The sequence below is a fragment of the Acinetobacter sp. PFS20 genome (genome assembly GCF_052261015.1).
GTDB lineage: Bacteria > Pseudomonadota > Gammaproteobacteria > Pseudomonadales > Moraxellaceae > Acinetobacter.
In genome coordinates this window covers 1,972,002-1,994,509 of sequence record NZ_JBPVZE010000001.1, presented here as the reverse complement: position 1 = coordinate 1,994,509, position 22,508 = coordinate 1,972,002, and the positions used below count along the sequence as shown (strand labels likewise).

At 39.4% G+C, this 22,508-nt stretch carries 15 protein-coding genes and 1 tRNA gene; 7 read left to right on the top strand and 9 right to left on the bottom strand.

Features of this window, described 5'->3' with window-relative positions:
* Positions 1-79 precede the first annotated feature (79 nt).
* Both ACS125_RS09400 and ACS125_RS09395 read right to left on the bottom strand, forming a co-directional pair.
* Positions 80-2,110, bottom strand: a complete 2,031-nt coding sequence (locus ACS125_RS09400) for an oxidoreductase (RefSeq protein ID WP_443271706.1) — start codon at positions 2,108-2,110, stop codon at positions 80-82.
* A gap of 128 nt (positions 2,111-2,238) precedes the next feature.
* Positions 2,239-2,574, bottom strand: coding sequence for a hypothetical protein (locus ACS125_RS09395; protein ID WP_198077717.1), 336 nt, complete (start codon positions 2,572-2,574; stop codon positions 2,239-2,241).
* A 230-nt stretch (positions 2,575-2,804) separates the two neighbouring features.
* On the opposite strand from ACS125_RS09395, the gene argG reads away from it, so the two are divergent.
* Positions 2,805-4,163, top strand: a complete 1,359-nt coding sequence (gene argG, locus ACS125_RS09390) for an argininosuccinate synthase (protein WP_132071802.1) — start codon at positions 2,805-2,807, stop codon at positions 4,161-4,163.
* A gap of 62 nt (positions 4,164-4,225) precedes the next feature.
* Here argG and ACS125_RS09385 read toward each other — a convergent pair whose 3' ends face one another.
* Complete coding sequence (locus ACS125_RS09385) at positions 4,226-5,488, bottom strand: GGDEF domain-containing protein (RefSeq protein WP_443271703.1); 1,263 nt, start codon at positions 5,486-5,488, stop codon at positions 4,226-4,228.
* A gap of 149 nt (positions 5,489-5,637) precedes the next feature.
* On the opposite strand from ACS125_RS09385, the gene pyrC reads away from it, so the two are divergent.
* The 5 genes from pyrC (at position 5,638) to ACS125_RS09360 (ending at position 10,627) form a co-directional block, all read left to right on the top strand.
* The gene (gene pyrC, locus ACS125_RS09380; RefSeq protein ID WP_004793881.1) at positions 5,638-6,672 is read left to right on the top strand and encodes a dihydroorotase; all 1,035 of its coding nucleotides are present in this window, start codon (positions 5,638-5,640) and stop codon (positions 6,670-6,672) included.
* Entirely contained in the window at positions 6,657-7,319 is a 663-nt protein-coding gene (rnt, locus tag ACS125_RS09375; RefSeq protein ID WP_002117536.1) for a ribonuclease T, read from the top strand. The genes pyrC and rnt overlap by 16 nt, the downstream gene beginning before the upstream one ends.
* 18 nt (positions 7,320-7,337) lie before the next feature.
* Positions 7,338-7,413: transfer RNA gene (locus ACS125_RS09370), tRNA-Glu, on the top strand.
* Between the two features lie 185 nt (positions 7,414-7,598).
* Positions 7,599-9,713, top strand: coding sequence for a TonB-dependent siderophore receptor (locus ACS125_RS09365; RefSeq protein ID WP_443271700.1), 2,115 nt, complete (start codon positions 7,599-7,601; stop codon positions 9,711-9,713).
* Between the two features lie 230 nt (positions 9,714-9,943).
* Entirely contained in the window at positions 9,944-10,627 is a 684-nt protein-coding gene (locus ACS125_RS09360; protein WP_443271698.1) for a glutathione binding-like protein, read from the top strand.
* 5 nt (positions 10,628-10,632) lie between these two features.
* Here the strand turns inward: ACS125_RS09360 and ACS125_RS09355 are convergent, their stop codons facing one another.
* The 6 genes from ACS125_RS09355 to ACS125_RS09330 form a co-directional block, all read right to left on the bottom strand.
* On the bottom strand, positions 10,633-11,877 hold the full coding sequence (locus ACS125_RS09355) for an NADH:flavin oxidoreductase/NADH oxidase family protein (RefSeq protein ID WP_443271696.1): 1,245 nt from the start codon (positions 11,875-11,877) through the stop codon (positions 10,633-10,635).
* A gap of 186 nt (positions 11,878-12,063) precedes the next feature.
* A complete protein-coding gene (locus tag ACS125_RS09350) occupies positions 12,064-13,659 on the bottom strand; it encodes an ABC transporter ATP-binding protein (RefSeq protein ID WP_443271694.1) in 1,596 nt (531 codons plus the stop codon).
* A complete protein-coding gene (locus ACS125_RS09345; protein ID WP_443271692.1) occupies positions 13,634-14,644 on the bottom strand; it encodes an ABC transporter permease in 1,011 nt (336 codons plus the stop codon). The genes ACS125_RS09350 and ACS125_RS09345 overlap by 26 nt, the downstream gene beginning before the upstream one ends.
* On the bottom strand, positions 14,644-15,696 hold the full coding sequence (locus ACS125_RS09340) for a microcin C ABC transporter permease YejB (protein WP_443271690.1): 1,053 nt from the start codon (positions 15,694-15,696) through the stop codon (positions 14,644-14,646). Before ACS125_RS09340 ends, ACS125_RS09345 begins: the two co-directional genes overlap by 1 nt.
* Before the next feature lie 31 nt (positions 15,697-15,727).
* The gene (locus tag ACS125_RS09335; RefSeq protein ID WP_443271688.1) at positions 15,728-17,563 is read right to left on the bottom strand and encodes an extracellular solute-binding protein; all 1,836 of its coding nucleotides are present in this window, start codon (positions 17,561-17,563) and stop codon (positions 15,728-15,730) included.
* A 15-nt stretch (positions 17,564-17,578) separates the two neighbouring features.
* Positions 17,579-20,794 (bottom strand): LysM peptidoglycan-binding domain-containing protein, encoded by a 3,216-nt coding sequence (locus ACS125_RS09330; protein WP_443271686.1) that lies wholly within the window; start codon positions 20,792-20,794, stop codon positions 17,579-17,581.
* A 233-nt stretch (positions 20,795-21,027) separates the two neighbouring features.
* Between ACS125_RS09330 and dnaQ the strand changes: the two genes are divergently transcribed.
* Positions 21,028-22,404, top strand: coding sequence for a DNA polymerase III subunit epsilon (gene dnaQ, locus ACS125_RS09325; RefSeq protein WP_443271684.1), 1,377 nt, complete (start codon positions 21,028-21,030; stop codon positions 22,402-22,404).
* Positions 22,405-22,508: the final 104 nt, after the last annotated feature.

Sequence of the window (22,508 nt, the reverse complement as noted above, 5' to 3'; positions counted from 1 at the left end):
GTAAGAATACAAAGCTTATTCATTTTATTCAAGAAAAATATCATCACTTTGTGTTCAAGTGCATATTGTTTCATCAATTTTACAATCGAGCAGCTAATTCTGCTCCTTCTTTGATCGCACGCTTCGCATCTAGCTCCGCTGCGAGCTTTGCACCACCAATAATGTAGTAGTTCGCTATAGTCGACTCACCTTCTTTTGGCATCAAGTCTTTTACCGACTCTTGACCTGCACACACTACAACCGTGTCTACACGTAAAAGCTGGTCTTGACCATTGTGCTCAATCCAAAGCCCTTCATCAGTGACCGCTTTATATTGCACACCACGGAGCATACGCACGCCATGCTTTTTAAGCTGTGCGCGATGTACCCAACCTGAAGTTTTACCAAGACCAATACCTAGAGGTGTCGTCTTACGTTGCAGTAAATAAATCTGGCGAACAGGAAGTTCAACTACTGGTGGCTGCATACCACCTTCAGAAATATAGTTAGGATCTGGGTCTACGCCCCATTCACGTTGCCACTCGGCTAAAGGTTGAGGCTGTGGTTGATGTGGAGGTTTAAGTAAGAATTCCGATACATCAAAACCAATACCACCCGCACCAATCACTGCAACTTTTTGCCCAACTTCTGCACCTTTTAAAACCTGAGCATAAGAAAGAACTTGTGGTGCATTGCTTCCTTCAATTTTTAATGCACGAGGGATTACGCCTGTTGCAACAATCACTTCATCAAAACCTTCACGTTCAAGCTGCTCACGGTTCACGCGAGTATTTAAACGTACATCCACCCCGGTTTTTTCGAGTTGGACTTTAAAGTAGCGAATCGTTTCGTGAAACTCTTCTTTACCCGGCACCACTTTGGCAAAGTTAAACTGACCACCCACGTCTGAAGTCGCTTCAAATAAAGTGACCGCATGACCACGGCTTGCCGCAACGGTTGCTGCTGACATACCCGCAACCCCGCCACCGACAACAGCGATACGTTTAGGCTGCTTGGTTTTTAAATAAACCAGTTCAGTTTCATGACCTGCTCGTGGGTTCACTAAACAAGACACGCGCTTATTTTTAAAAGCATGGTCTAAACAGGCTTGGTTACAAGCAATACAGGTATTAATTTCATCAACACGGTTAGTCGCAGTTTTATTTACCCAAAATGCATCAGCCAATAATGGACGTGCCATTTGAACCATATCTGCTTTGCCAGTTGCCAAAATCTCTTCGGCAGTTTCAGGCATGTTAATACGGTTTGAAGCAATAATCGGAATAGAAATATGTTGTTTTACATGTGCTGTGTAATCGACAAAAGCAGCACGAGGTACAGACGTTACAATGGTTGGTACCCGTGCTTCATGCCAGCCAATGCCCGTATTTAATAACGTTACGCCTGCCTTTTCTAAAGCTTTGGCAACAATCACGACTTCTTGCATGGTGTTACCGTCATGAACTAAATCGAGTAAAGACAAGCGGAAACAAATAATAAATTTCTCGCCGACTTTGGCACGAATCGCTTTAACAATCTCAACTGGAAAACGCATACGGTTTTCAATTTCACCGCCCCAACGGTCAGAACGTTGGTTCACGTGGCTACTTAAAAACTGGTTAATTAAATAACCTTCCGAGCCCATAATTTCGACACCGTCATAACCTGCTTTTTTGGCAATGTCAGCACACTGAGCGTAATCTTCAATTGTACTAAGAATATTTTTTTCAGAAAGCTGACGTGGTTTAAATGGCGAAATTGGAGATTTAATGGCTGTTGAAGACACAACAAACGGTTGGTAACCATATCTGCCCGCATGCAAGATTTGCATTAAGATTTTAGAGCCATGTTTATGAACAGCATGCGTTACCAGACGGTGCTGAGGAACATCAAATAGACTGTTCATGGTTCCGCCAGCAGGTGCTAACCATCCTTGACGGTTCGGTGAAATACCGCCTGTCACAATCAGGCCAACCCCACCTTTAGCACGCTCTTCAAAATAAGCAGCCAGTTTAGGGTAATTATAGAAACGGTCTTCTAAGCCCGTATGCATGGATCCCATCACCACACGGTTTTTAATAGTGGTAAAGCCTAAATGTAATGGTTTTAATAGATTGGCGTAACTTGTCATGCTGCGTCCCAATAGTTTTTTGCAACTTGTTGCATAGTACTTTAATACTTTTTTTCCGCTTTTGGATGACCCAGTAAAGAAATTTATTGGAGCTTATGGTCAATCCATCAAAACCACTCCTATTACTTTTATTTAATGACACTAAGGAAATCTGGCTCTTTTTCCCATTTATATAATAAGCACAGCATAATCACACCAAGAATAGTTCCAATTGGGAATGCAAAAAGTAAAAATACCGTTAAGAAAAGTGAAATATATCTAGAATTTTTTGAGCCATCTAAAACTCTTTTAGCAGCATATAGATGAAGCCCAATCACAACCGCTTTTCCAGTAACTCCACCGAATAAATAAGTAGAGGTTGAGCCACTGATTGCCATATAATGGTAAATCATATAAAGCACGTCGAGCGCGGTGATCGCAGCCACAACATAGTGTGCACGCGATAAGCCAAAATTTTTCTTCATATTTATCCTATTTTCTTTTTAAGTCATTAAAAGTCTTTTCTTATTTGGAATAACAATACTTCATTCCCCCTTCTCATTCTATAAATACGCTTAGATTTTTTATGAAATTAAAACTTCAAATCAGAACAAGTGAATTAATGCTTTTTTTGCCAAAAAAAGCACCATGAATAGTGCTACAATAGCCGCCATTCAGAATTCTCGAGACCACCTACACGGGGTCTTTTTTATAAATGTTAGGATTAGCAATGACTGATAATGCAACTATCTTGCAGCATGTACCAGTAGGCAAAAAAGTTGGGATTGCCTTCTCCGGAGGCCTAGACACTTCAGCTGCTCTATTGTGGATGAAACAAAAAGGCGCAGAGCCTTATGCATACACTGCAAACTTAGGCCAGCCTGATGAAGATGACTACGATGCAATTCCAAAGAAAGCAGAACAATACGGCGCTGTAAAAGCTCGCTTAATTGACTGCCGCTTACAACTTGCGCTCGAAGGTATTGCTGCAATTCAGTGTGGTGCATTCCATATCAGTACAGGCGGCGTTCCTTATTTCAATACGACTCCATTAGGTCGTGCAGTAACAGGTACAATGTTAGTTACTGCAATGAAAGAAGATGACGTTAACATCTGGGGTGATGGTTCAACTTATAAAGGTAACGATATTGAACGTTTCTATCGTTATGGTTTGTTGACCAACCCGAATCTTAAAATTTATAAGCCTTGGTTAGATCAAAACTTCATCGATGAACTCGGTGGCCGTGCTGAAATGTCACAGTTCCTGATCGACAACGGTTTTGACTATAAAATGTCAAAAGAAAAAGCGTATTCAACTGACTCAAACATGTTGGGTGCAACTCACGAAGCAAAAGATCTTGAATACTTAAATGCTGGTATCAAAATCGTTGACCCAATTATGGGCGTTGCTTTCTGGAAAGATGAAGTTGAAATCAAACCAGAAGAAGTGACTGTACGCTTTGAAGAAGGTGTACCTGTTGCATTGAACGGTCAAACTTTTGACAATCCGGTTGAGCTTATTCTTGAAGCAAACCGTATTGGTGGCCGTCATGGTCTAGGTATGTCTGACCAAATCGAAAACCGTATTATCGAAGCAAAATCTCGTGGTATTTATGAAGCACCGGGTATGGCCCTTCTTCATATTGCTTACGAGCGTTTGGTTACTGGTATTCACAACGAAGATACCATCGAACAATACCGCATTAACGGTTTACGTTTAGGTCGTTTACTTTACCAAGGTCGTTGGTTCGACTCTCAAGCACTGATGTTGCGTGAAACTGCACAGCGTTGGGTTGCTAAAGCAGTTACTGGTGAAGTTACGCTTGAACTTCGTCGTGGTAATGACTACACCATCATGAACACTGAATCTCCAAACTTAACGTACGAAGCTGAACGTTTAACAATGGAAAAAGGTGATTCAATGTTCTCGCCTATGGACCGTATTGGTCAGTTGACTATGCGTAACCTCGACATTACCGATACACGTGCAAAACTTGGTATCTATACAGATGCTGGTTTGCTTTCAATCGGTCAAGGTTCTGCTGTGCCACAACTTGATAGCAAGAAAAAATAATTTTTCTTAGCTCATAAAAAAGCCACCTACAAAGGTGGCTTTTTTATTTTAAACGTTTGAGCTTAAGCAATTTCTGGTAACTGCAAAGGCTGATAATAAATCTGGTTACGTCCAAGCTCCTTAGCCCGATATAAAGCTTGATCGGCAGCATGAATTAAATTTTCCTGAGTTACTCTTAAGCCTTCTGTATAGACAGTAAAACCCAAACTAATGGTGACATGCTTAGAAACTAATGACGCCGCATGAGGAATCGCTTGACGTTCTATAGCTTTATAAATATTGGCAGCCACTGCATAGGCACCTTGAGCCGGTGTTTTTGGCAAAAGAACGACAAACTCTTCTCCGCCATAACGAGCAACAAAATCAACATGACGAATCGAATTTTTAATTGCAGAGGCAATAGACGAGATGACCTTGTCTCCCATCTGGTGTCCATAACAATCGTTATAGTTTTTAAAAAAATCGATATCAATAAATAAAACTGCCAATGGACGTTGTTCTTGCTTTGCCCGATAGTAAAAAAAGTCAAACATTTCATCGAAAGTACGTCGATTAGAAATTTTAGTGAGCGCATCTTGCTGACTTAAATGAAGCAACTCAGATGCCTCAATACGTAAAATCTGTTCGTTAAGCTCAGCAAGCTGATTATTTAAAAAAAGGCTTCTTTCTCTAGACGTAAGCATCGTACTAATTGAAAAACCTAAAATACAGCTACCAAACAGTGCTCGCCCCAAAGCAATATAGTCACAATTCGCTTGCAATAAAATCAATGAAGAAAAAACAAAAATTGCTGCTGTTAAACCCACATAAAGCATATGTAGAGGCTTTATACCGCTCAAAATAAAACCGAGCATATATAAAAAAGAAAGGAGTAACATTGACTGATTTTTAAGAGCGATATTTCCTACACTCAGCAGCAACATTGCATTGAAAATAATGGTAAAAAATACAATCCCACACGCAGCGATGTAAAAATATTCAGTGAGTTTTTTAAACTTGGCAAAAACCCAAAATAGCAGCAGCGCACAAGCAATATTAATTGCGCTTAGTAAACAGTAAATAAAGTCCCAAGTAATATAAGGTACGCCAATCACTAAGTAGTCTGTAGGAAGCGCTAATAAAATAAAAATGAGGTAGGTGAGAACACCACTTGCTAAAAATTTGGAGATATTTTGTTTAGTTCGTTCAAGATTTAAACACCAGAACTTTTTTTCTAATTGATGAGGCAAAGGTGTATTGGCATAACGATGGGTATGTAAAGTTACCAGATATTCTATTTCTTCTTTTGCTTTGAGTAATTCATGTACATTTCCCCTATTTACCACTACCCGATTCCTACCTCTTACACATTAACAAAATATAACATTATTTTTTGAGGCCTCTTGCGCTTTATTTTGCCATTTGTCCGTAATTCTCGTTACCATTTTCACACTTTATCGATTATCATTTGTTTTATTTCGAAGTTTGAACTGCCTTGGACTCTATTACCCTGCTCCAGCCAGATGACTGGCATGCACATTTACGTGATGGTTTAGCATTAAAACGTACTGTACCTGATTTGGCTAAACAGTTTGCTCGTGCGATCTGTATGCCAAACCTTGTTCCACCAGTAAAGACTGTGGAAGAAGCGCTGGCTTACCGTGAACGTATTCTTGCTCATGTTCCAGAAGGTCTCAATTTTGACCCGCGTATGGTGCTTTATTTTACTGACTTCACCTCTCCAGACGAAGTTCGTAAAATTAAAGAATCTGGACATGTAAATGCAATTAAACTTTACCCAGCTGGTGCCACCACCAATTCTGATAATGGTGTGAGTGATATCCGTAAGGTTTATGCAGTTATTGAACAATTAGAAGAACATCAAGTTCCGTTATTACTTCATGGTGAAGTGACTCATAACCATGTCGATATTTTTGACCGTGAAAAACGTTTCCTTGACGAAGTACTCAACCCACTCTTAAAACAGTTTCCAAAACTTAAAGTGGTACTTGAGCACATTACAACAAGCGATGCGGCTCATTTTGTTTTAGAGCATGATCGTAATGTTGCGGCAACAATCACTCCTCAGCATTTATTATTTAACCGTAATGATATGTTAGTCGGTGGCATTAAACCGCATTTTTACTGTTTGCCAATTTTAAAGCGCCAAACACATCAAACAACTTTGCTTGAAGTTGCAACGAGTGGTAACCCTAAATTTTTCTTGGGTACAGACAGTGCTCCACACTCACAAAATGCAAAAGAAAATGCGTGTGGCTGTGCGGGCTGTTATAGTGCACCTAATGCAATTGAGCTTTATGCCCAAGCATTTGACCAAGTAGGTAAATTAGAGCGCTTAGAAGGTTTTGCTAGCCATTTTGGTGCGGACTTCTACGGTCTACCACGTAATACTTCTACCATTACTTTGGTAAAAGAAGATAACCTTGTACCAGAATCTTTTGATTATTTAGATGATCAAAAAATTATCCCGCTGCATGCCGGGAAAACGCTGCAATGGAGAAAAGTGTGACACAAGAAACCTCTGTCCCGGTCATTGGCCAACGTTTTCGTGGCTTCTTACCTGTTGTTGTTGACGTTGAAACGGCAGGTTTTAATGCCCAGACAGATGCATTGCTAGAAATTGCGTGCATTCCAATTGTGTATGATGCTCAGGGACAATTTGTCCCTGGTCCAGCATTTCATGCGCACATTAACCCGTTTGAAGGGGCTAACCTCGACCGCCGTTCGCTAGACTTTATTGGTATTGATCCATTCAATCCAATGCGTATTGCAATGGCTGAAGATGAACGGACTGCATTACGCCGTATTTTTAAATCAGTCAATGAAGTTCGTAAACAACAACATTGTACCCATGCCGTGTTGGTTGGTCACAACGCCCATTTTGATCTTGGTTTTGTTCAAGCTGCGATTGCACGTACAAGCACAAAAAACCAGAACCCTTTTCATAGTTTTTCAGTCATGGATACAGTTACTTTAAGTGCTGTTATGTTTGGACAAACCGTCCTTGCTAAAGCCTGCATTCAAGCTGGAATTGAGTTCGATGGTAAAGAAGCACACTCTGCTTTATACGATACTCAGAAGACTGCTGAACTGTTTTGCTATATTTTGAACAAACTGTCTCCTTACCTACTTGACAGTTTGGTGGCGGCTTCTTAAGATACCGCCATCCTCAACGTCCCTATCGTCTAGAGGCCTAGGACATCGCCCTTTCACGGCGGTAACCGGGGTTCGAATCCCCGTAGGGACGCCATTATTCTATTCTTATAAAATTTCTTTTTATTTTCTTAACATTCTATTTAATTGCTTTAACCTCTCTTATTTCCAAATAAAATACATTTGTATTTAAATATCACTGATCCAGTATTTCCTTTACATAGATTTACAATATAATAATTCTTATTTTTATACTGATATTTATTATCAACAAGGTTTTAAATGGATCTTAAGCTTCGTCTCATCTCCCTGAGCATTGCTCAACTATGTTGTATATCAAGTGCGTTCGCAGAAACAGATCAATCTTCAACTACGCTTGCTACCATTAAAATTAAAGCCCAACAGGCCGATGACCAAGCTTATAAGGTAGATAATTCGAGTAGCGCAACACGTAGCGAAGTAGCATTAAAAGATACACCGCAATCTGTCAGTGTGGTGACTCAAAAAGTAATTGAAGATATTGGTGCAACACGTTTAATCGAAGCACTTGATTTAGCTGGTGGTGTTACTCGTGCTAATAACTTTGGCGGTCAAGGCTTAACAGGGTTTAATCTTCGTGGTTTCACCAGCGGTGAGTTTTACCGTAATGGATTCCCAATTAACCGAGGTTATCCAAACGCTCCAGATAGCAACACGATTGAACGCGTAGACGTTTTACGTGGCCCCTCATCTAGCTTGTATGGCCGTGGTGACCCGGGTGGTACGTTTAACTTAATTTCTAAAACACCAAAGTCTGAGCAACAAACCACTTTGGGCGCACAGCTTAACAGTGAAGGTTTATACCGCACCACTGTAGACACGACAGGAACTATACCTAATGCAGAAAATATTGGTTATCGTCTAAATGTAATTGCAGAAGGTGGTGATAGTTATCGTGACCACGTTGAATCTAAACGTTATGGAATTGCACCAGTCATTCAATGGCAAGCTTCCGACACAACAAAAGTTACTTTTGAAGCCGATATTTTAAGAAATCAGCATCCGCTTGATCGTGGACAAACACGTTATGCAGGTCAGAAGTCTTTTATTAGTTCATCAGACACTTATTTGTGGGAAACGGGTAAATACACCAACAGGCTCTACAATGATAACAATATGACTCAATTACGAGTCGAACATGACCTTGGGAATGACTGGAAGCTGAATGCTGGTGTGCAATATTTAAACGGCAAATTGTATGGCTATGCGGTAGAAGCAAATGGCATACAGGCTGATGGAGAAACTTTAGACCGAAATTACAACTATCGCGAATTAAAATGGCAAGATACTGATGCCCAAATTAATCTAACAGGTAATTTCCAACTTTTAGGTCTAGCTCATACTCTTGTAACTGGACTTGAATATGAAAACTACGATTACAAGTCATATATTATTCGTTCAAGTGGTGATGTCGGTAGTTACCCTATTAATATTTATAATCCTGTTTTAGGCCAACCACTGCCTGAGCTTAATAGGGTTACTACTCATGACCGCGAAAACTTAAAAACAACTGCTCTTTTTGTACAAGATCAAATCGATTTAAATGAGCATTTAAGTGCACTGCTAGGTTTACGTTTTGAGCACTACGAACATGATTACAAAAACCTATTACCGAATACTGCAAACTGGAATACCAGTCATGACGCATTTATTCCACGTTTAGGTTTAGTTTTTAAAGCCCGTGATGATCTTTCAATCTATAGCAATGCTGCAAAATCTTTTAAACCCAACACTGGTGCTAGCCGCAATGGAGAAGGTTTTGACCCAGAAGAAGGTATGGCTTACGAATTAGGCTTTAAATGGCAAGCACTCGACAATATGCTATCGGTTGACTCCGCTATTTTTTACGCAAAAAAAGAAAATGTCTTAACTCTAGATCCTGTAGATTCAGCCTATAAAGTTGCTGCTGGTGAAGTTCGTAGTCAAGGTATTGAGCTAAATATTGCAGGGCAAATTACCCCAGCTTGGAAAATTATTGGTGGATATGCCTATACAGATGCAGAAGTGACTAAAGACAACACTCTGCAAAAAGGAACGGCTTTAGCCAATATTCCAAAGAATAGTTTTAATCTTTTAAATATCTATGAATTTCAAGATGGCCCTTTACAAGGCTTAGGTCTAGGGATTAATCAAAAATATATTGATAAGCGTGCAGGACAAACAGCAAATAGTACTTACATCATGAAAGGTTATGCGGTTACAGATTTGGTTTCTTATTATCAAGCAACACCAAAACTTCGTCTTAACTTAGATCTGAAAAATATTTTTGACAAAGTTTATGATGAAAGTGCTTTCAATTTATATGCTTATCCGGCCGAACCACGTACCGTTCAGTTTGGTATGAGCTATACGTTCTAAACTGAACTATAAAGACATCTGATATACGGTATCCTCTTCAAGACGACAAACTTGTAGGTCAGATCTTGTTAGGGATATCAAACACTAAAAAGCCACTCTATTTTTAATGGCAGTGGCTTTTTATTAAGCTACTTTTACATAAAAAATATAATTTACTGATTTATAAATATTTTTATAATTAAATTATGTTCTATACTCAACATAGATCAAAACTATAATTTAGACATGACATGCAAATTCGATTATTTCACTTAAAAAATTCTCGCTCTCAACGCATTATTTGGTTTTTAGAAGAATTAGAACTCAACTATGAACTCATTATTAAAGATCATTCAGGCATAGGCGAAGATAAAAACTCACCTCATCAATTATCAAAATTTCCAGCTATCGAAATTATTGAACAAGGAAAGACTTCAGTCTTAGCTGAAACCTCAGCAATTTTAGATTACCTATCCCATTTACACCCACAATTGGGACCGAACAGCCTATCAAGCCAACAACTCCTAAATTTTTATTATTGGAAAAATTATTGTGAGGCAACATTCATTCCCGATTTAGTACTCAAACAAATTTTTCACCAAATTGCACAACGTACACCTTTTCCGATCCGTTTCATTCCTAAACTTTTAAAATATGGATTCGATCAAGGCTATCTCAATCAATCATTACAACGGCAAATGAAAATGATTGATGAACATTTAGAGCAACATGCATGGTTTACCGGAGATCAGTTTACTATTGCTGATATTTTGATGTGGTTTCCATTATTAGCTTGCTCACAAAATTACAGTCAGTTTAAACATATACACCGTTATCTCGCCCAAATAGAAAACAGACCTGCCTTTAACAATGCTTTAACTAAAGGCCAATGGTCTGCTTCTACATTTAACGCTTACTGGACCGCTGCATGGTAATGAAATTACGCCGACTTACGCGAATTCACTTGTCCTTGAATCACCGCTTTAATATTGCCTTTGGCATAATTTAAAAACACCACCAGTGGTGAAAGTTTTGGATTTGGTTTTTTACCCTTGCCAATGGTTTTAAATTGAGCGGCATACCAAATAATTTCCATAATTGCCATTTTATCGACAAAAGGTAAACCTGTTTTAATCGGATTTACGGCATAACGCACGTCTTGCCCTGCAATTAGATGTGCTGTTAAATCGGTTTCTACCGCAAATGGGCGAGCAATACCAATAAAGTCACATGCGCCACTTTCAAGTGCAGCATTCATGCCCTCTACGGTACGGAACCCACCTGTTACCATGAGTTTACACTTAACATGCTGGCGGATTTTCTCTGCAAAATCTAAAAAGTATGCTTCACGTGCAATCGTGCTTGCTTTACGTTTATCCGCCTTAGCTCCAGCCATTGCTGGTGCCTCGTAAGTACCACCTGAAATTTCAATTAAATCGATTCCAACTTCATCTACTGCTTTAAAAACTGAAATCACATCTTCTTCGCTAATACCGCCACGCTGAAAGTCGGCCGAGTTAAGCTTCACTGAAATGATAAAATTATCTGAAGTCGCTTCACGTACCGCTTTATAAACCTCTAATAAAAAACGGCTACGATTTTCAACTGAACCGCCCCATTGATCTGTACGCTTATTGGTTAATGGCGATAAAAACTGACTAATTAAATAACCATGTGCGCCGTGCAATTGCACGCCTTCGAAACCTGCTTTTTCACAGATCTGAGCTGCTTTCGCAAAACGATTAATAATATCTAGAATTTCATCATGACTAAGTTCACGTGGTGTTCCAAACATGGTTGCTAAAGCTGGGCTAAAAGATACTGCCGATGGTGCAACGGTTTCTTTATTTAAACCTTTTGGACACTGACGACCTGGGTGTGACAATTGAATTAACTGCACCATGCCATATTTTTTACCTAAGGCAGCCCACTCTTTTAAGCGATCTAGGTCACGTTCAGTTTCAATAACCACAACACCCGGTTCATTTTTTGCTCCAGCATTTACCATGACATTGCCCGTAATGGCACAGCCAAGTTCACCTTTTGCCCAAGCACCATATAAGCCCAAATGTAAATCATTTGGTTGGCCTTCATAATTTGCAAGCGCCTCACTCATCGCACCTTTAATAATTCGGTTTTTAAAGGTGGTATTACGAATTGTGATGGGTTGAGCAATCTGGTTCATGGTTAACCTCTTTTTTGAATTATAGAGCAATTACTCTAATTTAAATGAGTTATTGAGCGTGTCAAGACATAATCGATAACTGACAATAGCACATGTCAATTTTAAAGAATATAAAAATATGCAACTTTTTGCATAAGTTTAAAATTAGATTTATTCTATTAAAAAACAAATAATTAAAATAAAATCTTAAAGAGATGCTTTAATTAACTGTCTGGTATATTCAGTTTGAGGCTTAGAAAATAGGAGTTCAGTTTCCTGATATTCAACAACTTTGGCATGACGTAATACCATTACTTTATGGCACAGTGATTTCACTATATTTAGATCATGACTAATAAAAATATAACTTAACTGCTCAGTTTGCTGTAATTGTCGCAACAACTTAATTATAGCTTTTTGCGTGGTCCGATCTAAGGCCGATGTAGGTTCATCCAAAATTAAAAGTTTAGGCTGAACCACCAAAGCTCTAGCTAAGGCTACACGTTGACGTTGACCGCCTGAAAGTTCATGAGGATAACGATGTTGAAAATCTTCAGCCAATTCAACTTTTACCAAAGCAGATTCAACTTGCTGGGTTACCTCTTTTTCATTCACAGCTTTTAACTTTAACCCTTCAGCAATAATCTGCCCTACTGTCATACGCGGATTTAAACTACCAAATGGGTCTTGGAATACAAGTTGAAAATCTGATCTTATCAAACGTAGCACTTTTGGCTGTAACTGATTCAAATCTTGCTCTAAAAAAACAATTTGCCCTTCACTCTTAACAAGCTGAACCAAAGCCAGACCTAAAGAAGATTTACCCGCACCACTTTCACCAACCACCCCAAGCGATTCACCTTGAGCAAGATCGAAACTCAAATCTTCTATTGCAGTGAAATACCCTTGAATGCGATTTAAAATTCCTTTTCTTATAGGAAATTGCACGCTGAGCTTTCGAACTGATAAAACATTCTGTTGAGCGGGTCTAGACTCTACACTTCCAAAATCATGATCTAATAACTGTGCTGTATAAGCTGTTTTAGGGTTTGTAAAAATTTGGCTCAGTTCACCTTGCTCTACTACACGCCCACTTTGTAATACAATTAGTTTCTCAGCATAGCGATGTACTAAATTTAGATCATGGCTAATTAAAATAAGTGCCATTCCATATTTTGCTTGTAAAGATTTTAATAGCTCTAAAATTTGTATCTGTAAGACCACATCCAACGCAGTCGTAGGCTCATCAGCAATCAAAATTTTAGGCTGAAGTGCCAATGTCGTTGCAATCATGACACGTTGTTTTTGTCCACCAGAAAGCTCATGTGGATAGCGTTTTAAAATTTGTTCTGGTTCAACAATTCCCACATCTTTTAGTAGCTCAACTATTTGTTGTCGAACTTCAAGTTTTGAAAAACCTGATAAAAGAAGGTTTTCTCCTACAATTTTTTCAACCCGATGTAGCGGATTTAAGGCAGTAGCAGGCTCCTGAAAAATCATTGCGATTTGTCGACCACGTAAATTTGCTTGAGCTCTCTCATTTAACTCAAGCATGTTTTGTGAGCCAATCCAGACTTGACCCGTTACTTCTAATTTTTCTTGCAGCAATCCCATTATTGCTAAGCAGCTCATCGATTTACCTGAACCACTTTCACCGACAATAGCAAGTGTTTCCCCTTCATGTAAGTGGAAATTCAGGTCATCCAATAAAACCTTGTGAGCTTTGGTTTGAACTGCAAGATGCTTTACCTTTAATAATGTTGAAACCTTGTTTAAATTATTTTCTTGGGTCAAATGCATCACGGGCCGCCTCCCCAATATAAATTAAAAGTGAAAGAACAATTGCCAGACTAAAAAACCCTGAAATTGCTAGCCATGGTGCATCTAAGTTATTTTTACCTTGTAGCAATAACTCGCCTAATGAAGCTGCATCGGGTGGCAAACCATACCCTAAAAAATCAAGAGCGGTTAACGCGCTAATATTAGTCGTTAAAATAAAAGGTAACTGAGACAAACTCGAACTGATCGCATTGGGCAAAATATGCCTAAAAATAATAGCGCGATCGGTCACTCCCAAAACTTGGGCTGCACGAACATAATCTAGCTGGCGAGCTTTCAAAAACTCTGCTCTAACGATACCCACCAAAACGGTCCAGCCAAAAAACAACATAATGAAAAATAGCCAATAGACGTTTGGCACAAACATACTGACTAAAATCATGACCATAAAAAGCATGGGTAAGCCATTCCAGACCTCAACCAAACGTTGTCCTAATAAATCGATCCAGCCGCCATAGTAACCTTGAATGGCACCTACGGTAATTCCAAATAAAGCGGAACAAAATGTTAAGGCTAAACCAAAAAGCAACGACACTCTTAAGCCATAAAGAATACGAGCAAAAACATCCCTGCCCTGATCATCTGTTCCTAACCAGTTTTGTTTGGAGGGGGGTGATGGCACAGGAACGGCCAAGTCTAAATTGGGCGTTTGATATGAAAACTTAACGAGCGGCCAAACTGCCCATCCTTTAGCCTCAATAAGCGCTTGTACGGCGGGGTCTTTATAATCAGCTTCTGTTTCAAACACCCCACCAAACGCAGTTTCTGGATATGTTTTAAACACTGGCAAATAGTAAGAATCTTCATACTTCACTAACAATGGTTTATCGTTAGCAATCAACTCCGCAGCTAATGACAAAACCAAAATCAGACTAAATAGAATAAAGCTGGCCCAACCCAATTTATGCTGTCTAAAACGCTGTAATCGCGTCCGCACAATTAAAGACATTATTTGCCTCCTTGTGCGTCAAAGTGAATTCTTGGATCAATCCATTGGTACAGCACATCACAAATGAGACGTAAAATTAGGCTAAATAAAGTAAAGAAAAATAAAACCCCAAAAATAACAGGATAGTCACGCTGGACAAGGGCTTCAAAGCCCAGCAATCCCACCCCATCTAAATGAAAGATAATTTCTACAAACAGGTTACCCACAAAGAAAATACCCGCTAACACCTCTGGCAATCCTGCGAGCACAACTAAAATGGCATTACGAAATACATGTTTATATAACACCTGTTGGCTATTCAATCCTTTTGCATAGGCTGCCAAAACGTAGGGTTTATTGAGTTCTTCTAAAAATGAGTATTTAGTTAAATAAGTTAAACTGGCAAAACCGCCTAATACCATGGTAATCAGTGGCAAAGTCATATGCCATAAATAATCGGTAACTTTGCCCCAAAGACTAAGTTGATGAAAGTTATCCGATACTAAATTTTGTAATGGAAACCATTGGAAATAAGAGCCGCCCGCAAAAAAAACAACTAACAGAATGGCAAATACAAAACTTGGTACAGCATATCCCACCACAAGAACTAATGAGGTGGACCGATCGAACCACGAACCTTGTTGTCTTGCCTTCTTAATTCCCAGCGGAATAGAAATAAAATAAATCAGAAAAGTGCTCACCAGCCCAAGTGAAATTGAAACAGGTATTTTTTCCCACAACAATTGCACGACAGGCTTATCTTTAAAGAAACTTTGTCCAAAATCTAAAGTTAAATAACCTTTTAACATTAGAAAAAAACGTTCAGGAGCAGAACGATCAAAGCCGTACTGAGCCTTAATTTGTTCAACCATTTCAGGGCTTAAACCTTGAGCACCTTGATAATAAGTTTCTGCACTCAATGCACGACCAATTCCCAAATCGCTTTGTGCCTGATGTATTGCTTGCTCAACTGGCCCACCCGGTGCAATTTGCACAACCACAAAGTTAATCAATAAAATGACAAGCAATGTGGGAATCATTAAAAGAAGTCGCTTGAGAATATATGAACCCATATAACAGGATTTCCTTTATGGCAGGTGCTTTTTATTGTTGATGTAAATACTTGGCAACTGTTTTGGCTTTATTTGCATCACTCCACCAATATTCTATCCCAGAAGAAAGTGCTGGTTTAACTTTAGGTTGTTGATACATATTCCAATAAGCATACCAGTTTTCACCTTTACCATAGGTCGGAATTTGATAATAACCAGCTCTAAGCAACCGATCGAGAATGCGAGTATAAATAATCTGTTGTTCACGGCTTTTACTTGCAACAAGTTTAGAAATCACTTGATCAATTTCGGGATTGCGAATACCTGCATAATTATAATTTCCATCCTGCGCTGCGGCTACACTTCCCCAAAACTGAGTTTGTTCATTGCCTGGGTTGAGAGATTGCGGCAGATTCATGGTGGTCATGTCAAAATCGTAACGACGAGTCCTTTCTAAATATTGCGGAGCATCGACCTGACGCAAATTAACTGCAATGCCTAACTTTTTCAGGTTACGAATAAAAGGTAAAAGTGTTCGTTGTTTGCCATCTTGCTGAATTAGAAACTCAAACTGAACTTTTTTTCCTTCTGGCGTAAATAGCTGCCCTTCTTTAACTTTATAGCCAGCTTGTATCAATAATTGCCGAGCAGTTAACAAATTCTGACGGTTAAACCCACTCGCATCCGACACTGGATATTTCCAGTCTGCTAAAACACCTTGCTGCATGAGCGGAGATAACTTAGGCAATAACGGTTTTAACAACTCTAATTCAGTTTTTGAAGGTCGACCCGTTGCTGCTAATTCACTATTTTCAAAATAACTTTGAAGACGTTGATATTGACCATAGAACAAGGCTTTATTCTGCCATTCAAAGTCATAGGCATAGGTTAAGGCTTGTCTAAAACGGATATCATTTAAAGGTTTTCGTCTGCTGTTAAAAACATAACTCTCAGTGGCAATCGGGTTGTGGTGACGAAATTTATATTGAGTAACCAGTCCTACTTTTACGGCTGGAAAACGGTAATCTGTTACCCATTTTTTAGGATTAGTTTCTTCATGCAAAGTGTATTGCCCAGATTTAAATCCTTCAAAAGCAATATCCCAATTTCGATAATAGACATATTTTAATCGGTCAAAATTATAACGCCCCTTGTTAATAGGCAAATCTTTTGCCCAATAATTTGGGTTTCTTTTATAACTAATGCTTCTACCGGCATCAACTCGTTCAACTACATATGGCCCCGAACCAATAATCGGTTGTAGGGTAATTCGGCTAAAATCTCTTTTTTGCCAATCTGCTTTTGAATAAATCGGTAAGGTTGCCAAAATAAATGGCATTTTAGGATTATGGGTAGACTTAAAACTAAACTTTACCTGATGGGTGTTTATGACTTCTGTTTTTGCCAAATCAGCAAGATACATCTGTAAACCTAAATTGGACTTCGTCTGATAGGCATCAAAGCTAAATTTAACATCTGCCGCAGTGACTGGCTGTCCATTGCTAAAACGCGCCTTTGGGTTTAAATAGAAAGTAACAGACTGCGTTTTTTCTGGGTCATAATTCACTTTCTCAGCTAAAAGTGGATATAAAACTCCGACCTCATCTAGTGACTGGGTCATTAAAGTATCAAAAAGATAATTAACGCCCTCTGTAGCATTCCCCTTACCATTCATACTATTGAGGTTATCAAAAGTTCCTTGAGCGGCCTGACTTAACAGACCACCTTTAGGAGCATTCGGGTTTGCATATGGCATAGCCATCATTCCTAAATATTTAGGCTTGGAATGAATCGCTATATATGAGGTAGTTTGCTGTGCAGAAAAAACTGCATGCGAAACGACACTGAGCCCGACTAGCAGGCTCAGTTGAAAAGATGATTTATGCATAAGTTACTAATTATTTTATAAATTAGGCACTTTAATAACATCACCAATGCGAAGCTGAGTAGAAGGCGTTAAATTATTCAGCTCAGCCAAGAAATTGGTTTCTAAACCATATTTGCTAGCAAGGCCAATTAATGTATCACCACGCTTCACTTTGTATTCCACAACAGTTTTTGGAATCACAATATTTTGACCGCGCTGTAAATTAGCACTCGCTTTTAATGCATTCATTTCAGCAAGTTCACGCACTGAAATGCCTGCACGGCTCGCAATACTATTTAAAGACTCACCAGATTTCACAGTATATTTTTCAGTGTTTTTACCAGCCGCAACTGTTTTAGTTGAAGACTTGGTATCTACTTTAGCTGTTTCTACTGTAGGTACATCACCTGTTAGCTTTAAACGCTGCCCTACACGAACGCTACTGGTACGTGAAAGACCATTTAATGAAGCAAGGTAGTCCAACTGTAAGTGATAACGGTTAGCAATATTACCTAAGCTATCACCAGATTTGACTGTATACGTTTCTGGCGTTTCTTCTTTGGTATTTTTAGAAGATTTAGTTGGCGCTTCTTCAACCGTACCTGTTAGTTTTAAACGTTGACCAGCACGCAAACCGGCAGTACGAGACAAACCGTTTAGATCAGCCAAATAACTTGTTTGCAAATTATATTTACTCGCAATCGCATTTAAGCTATCACCAGACTGTACAACGTATTGTTCTGGAACACTTAAGCCTGCCGGTACTTTTAAAGTTTGACCAAGTTGCACATGGCTATTTGCTTTTAAGTTATTTAACTCGGCTAGCTCAGCTAGACTAATTTTTGATTTAGTTGCAATACTCGATAAAGTATCACCACGTTGTACTTTATAGCCTTCTGTTTTATAAGAAACATTTGCTGATGCTTTCTCAGATTTACTAGAAGCCTTAGTTTCAGCAACTTCATCTACAGAAATATCTTGTGTAGGCACATTAATTTTTTGGCCAGCCATCAAGTTACTGCCCGCAGATAAACCTGGCGTTAATTCAGCAAGTTCTTGATTAGAGAGCGCATAACGATCTGCAATCAACTTAAGGTATTCACCGCGCTTCACAGTATAACTTTTTGTTGCTATACGTTTCGTTGCATTTGACTGAACTGCTTTAGGCTCGGCTTTAGCACTTGAGCGACTATTCTTTGGCTCTTTTAACTGTAGTTTCTGTCCAACAAACAGACCATCTGTCACTGATAAATCGTTATATTCAGCTAACTGTCTTACTGACAAATTAAACTGATTAGCAACACCGCTTAAACTGTCGTTAGCTTCAACCACATATACATCTGGTTTAGCTGTACTTTTAGATGTTGTTTGAGTTTCTTGTGGTTTAGCATCATATAGGTAAAGCGTTGAACCAACATATAATGTCTTTTCAGGGTCAATCTGGTTCCATTTAGCAACATCGCGCCAGTTTACGCCGTTTTTCATTGCAATAACGGCCAACGTATCACCCGGTAAAACCGTATAAGTACTACGCTTACCTTTAGGCTGTACAACCACTACATCTGTATCAGTTTTAATGTAAGGCTTGCCTTTATTGCGCTGTCCGTCTTCAGAGTTAGCTACGGTTACGTCTTCAGCTAAAGTTTTTGGATAAGCAAAACCTCTACTGACCTCTTTACCTTGTTGCTCTGCAACTGACTGGCTCGTCTGAATTGCGGTTAACCTAATTTTGCCATCATACGGATCGACAATTTCAGTTCCTTTAGGCGCAATTGCTTTTAATTCAGCAACGACTTGATCTTTTTCAGCTTGAGTTGGTTGTGGCTCTAAAGCTTGCTGAACTGTTTCTTTCTCACCTTCAGCTCGAACTGCCGCTAAAATCTTTTCACGTTCAGAAGCCGAAATCGGTGGCTCCATCTTAACAGGCTTCGTAATGTTAGCCGCATTGGTCACAGCTACAGGAATACGCGGCGCACTTGGTACATCCGCTGATGCTGCAAAGGCAGCTAACGCATCTGAACCACGTGGTGTAGATTTTGAAATCGTTGAAGTATTCTTCACTGGTGAAGAAGGTTTAACTGGCTGAACTTGTGTTGTTGGTGTTGTTCTTGTTGTCACTGTAGTAGAAGGACTAACCGTTGTCGGTGTAGACGGTGAAGTTGCATTTGCCCACCAACCTGAGCTACCACCCGTTTTTTTCCCTTTTAATTTATTATCAATTGAAGGACTTAAATCTGCAGGAATCAAAATACGCATTGGACTCGCAGGGTCTACTGCTTCACCACGATATCCCGGGTTCAATGCATAAAGTTCTGCACGGCTTAACCCTGCTGTAGAAGCAATTTCATTTAACGTTAAAGGTGCTGATAAAGTCACTTCACGGAAATGGGGTCTATTTGCAATAGGCGGTAGTTCTACACCATAAGCCTTTGGATTTTTAATAATTTGAGCAACAGCTAAGAAACGTGGAACATAGTTCATTGTTTCTTGAGGTAATTTTAATGACCAATAATCAGTTGGCAAACCAGCAGCTTGGTTGCGGTTAATCGCCTGCTGAATACGTCCAGGGCCAGCGTTATAGGCAGCTAACGCAAGTTCCCAAGAACCAAATTGGTTATAGAGACTTCCTAAAAACTCATAGGCTGCTCGAGTCGATTCAACCACATCTCGGCGCCCATCATACATACCAGTTTGCTTTAAGCCATAAATACGACCAGTACTTGGAATAAACTGCCATAGCCCCGCTGCTGCTGCACTACTTGTTGCAGCTGGGTCATAAGAACTTTCAATTACTGGTAATAATGCAAGTTCTGTCGGTAAGCCACGGCGTTCAGCTTCTTTCACAGTATGGTACAAATAACGACTGGCACGAGCACTCAAGCGATCAAGGTAAGGCTGACGAGAAATAAACCAGCTACGCTGAGCTTCAATACGTGAATCCCAATGATTCAAATCCATTTTGAAACCAACAGACATACGCTTCCAGACATCACCATGCTTCAAAATAAGCAGACGATCGCCTTCTACAGCGCGCATATCAGTTGCTGAAAGTAAGTCTTCCAAAGAGTCAAGACTACTCGCATCTAAATAACCTGCTCCACTGACCTGTTTCGATTTTGAGGTTTTTGCAGATTGCGGAGTCGATGAACAGCCTGTTGTAATACCCAACGCAGCTAAAGCAGAGCTAAGTACGGTAATTTTGAACAATGATGCCGCAGATGGCTGCCACACAAATGTGGTTGGTTTATACATAAAAACTTCCAAACAACTCGCGTAATATTTTTTTGGGGTCTGGCCACAAACCCTAGGTCTTCGATGCCATTGTAGTAAAGCGTGCAAGATAGACAAGGCAATAATTTGATGTCATTTGCATGGAAATGTTACAAGAAATTAAAAAAACCTTGCTTTGTAACGATGGAACCGAACTTTTTGCGTATACAATACACCATATTCAGTTCTTTTTCTTTTAGTTTAGGTTTCGATTTATGTCTCAAACAATCACACTGTATGTTGATGGTGCATGTCGTGGCAATCCGGGTTTAGGTGGTTGGGGCGCATATGTCATTACCGAGCAGGGTGAGCATAAATTATTTGGCGGTGAGCCTGAGACAACCAATAACCGCATGGAGCTTACTGCTGCGATTGAAGGCGTTTCATTTTGCCCACTCGATGCTCATTTAATTATCTGGACAGATTCAAATTATGTGAAGCAAGGCATTACTGAATGGATTCATGGCTGGAAAAAGAAAAACTGGAAAGATGTAAAAAATCCTGACCTTTGGCAAAAATTAGATGCTGTATGTGCAGGTAGAAATATTGAGTGGAACTGGATTAAAGGCCATGCTGGACATGCAGGCAACGAAATGGCCGATGAGCTTGCAAATATCGGAGCCGATCAAACTGCACTGCAAAAAAAAACAGTTCAAGTGACTGCCCTGCAAGATATAAAAAAGCCTGAAGAGGATTGGTTGCTTGATGATCCTTTTGGGTTTGATATGGCAGAAGTAGCCGAAGAAGATAATATTGATCTTGAACAGTCCGAAGAAGTTGAGATGATTATTGTGGAGGAAGAAGTTATTAAAGTTGAAGCTGCTGAGACAGAAAGTAAGCAACCCATTAATAATATTCATCCTCAAATTGTTTTGACCGAAGCCAAATTACAATTACAAGGGCCTCGACAACTGATTCTCGATACGGAAACCACTGGTTTTTATTTCCAAGATGGCGACCGAATTATTGAAGTGGGCGCTATTGAAATGATTAACCGGAAACTCACCGGTAGCTCAATTCATATTTATATTAACCCGCAAAAACCAGTGGGCGACTCAGAAAATATCCATGGTATCAGTGATAATTTCTTAAAAGATAAACCGCTCTATGCAGAAATTGCCGATACGCTTTTTGATTATCTAAAAGGCGCAGAGATTATTGCCCACAACGCAACCTTCGATATGAACTTCCTTGATATGGAGTTTAGACGTGCTGGCCTTCCCGCACTTTCTGAAGTATGTGAAGTAACAGATACATTAGCTTTAGCAAAAAGCAAACATCCAGGACAAAAAAACTCGCTTGATGCCCTTGTAAGACGTTATGAAATTCCGGCACGTGACCGTACTTTCCACGGCGCATTACTCGATGCTGAAATTCTTTCAGACGTTTACCTAGCAATGACAGGTGGACAGGTTTCTTTTGATATAGATGCCTTATCCCAAAGTGAAAATAGCCAGAACACAACAAATAAAACTAGGATTCAAATTGACCTACCCGTTATTTACCCTTCTGAAGAAGAGTTAAATACACATGAGACTTGGGTCAAAGAATTTGAGAAAAAACATGGAGAACCTTGCCTTTTTGCAAAATAAATTTTTGATTCTTTAGCGTTTTTAGCTTTTCCCCTTTGTAAGTTAAGTTATATTAGTCACATAGATTTTTAGCTCAAATTACCGAGCACTACGAATATAACAAT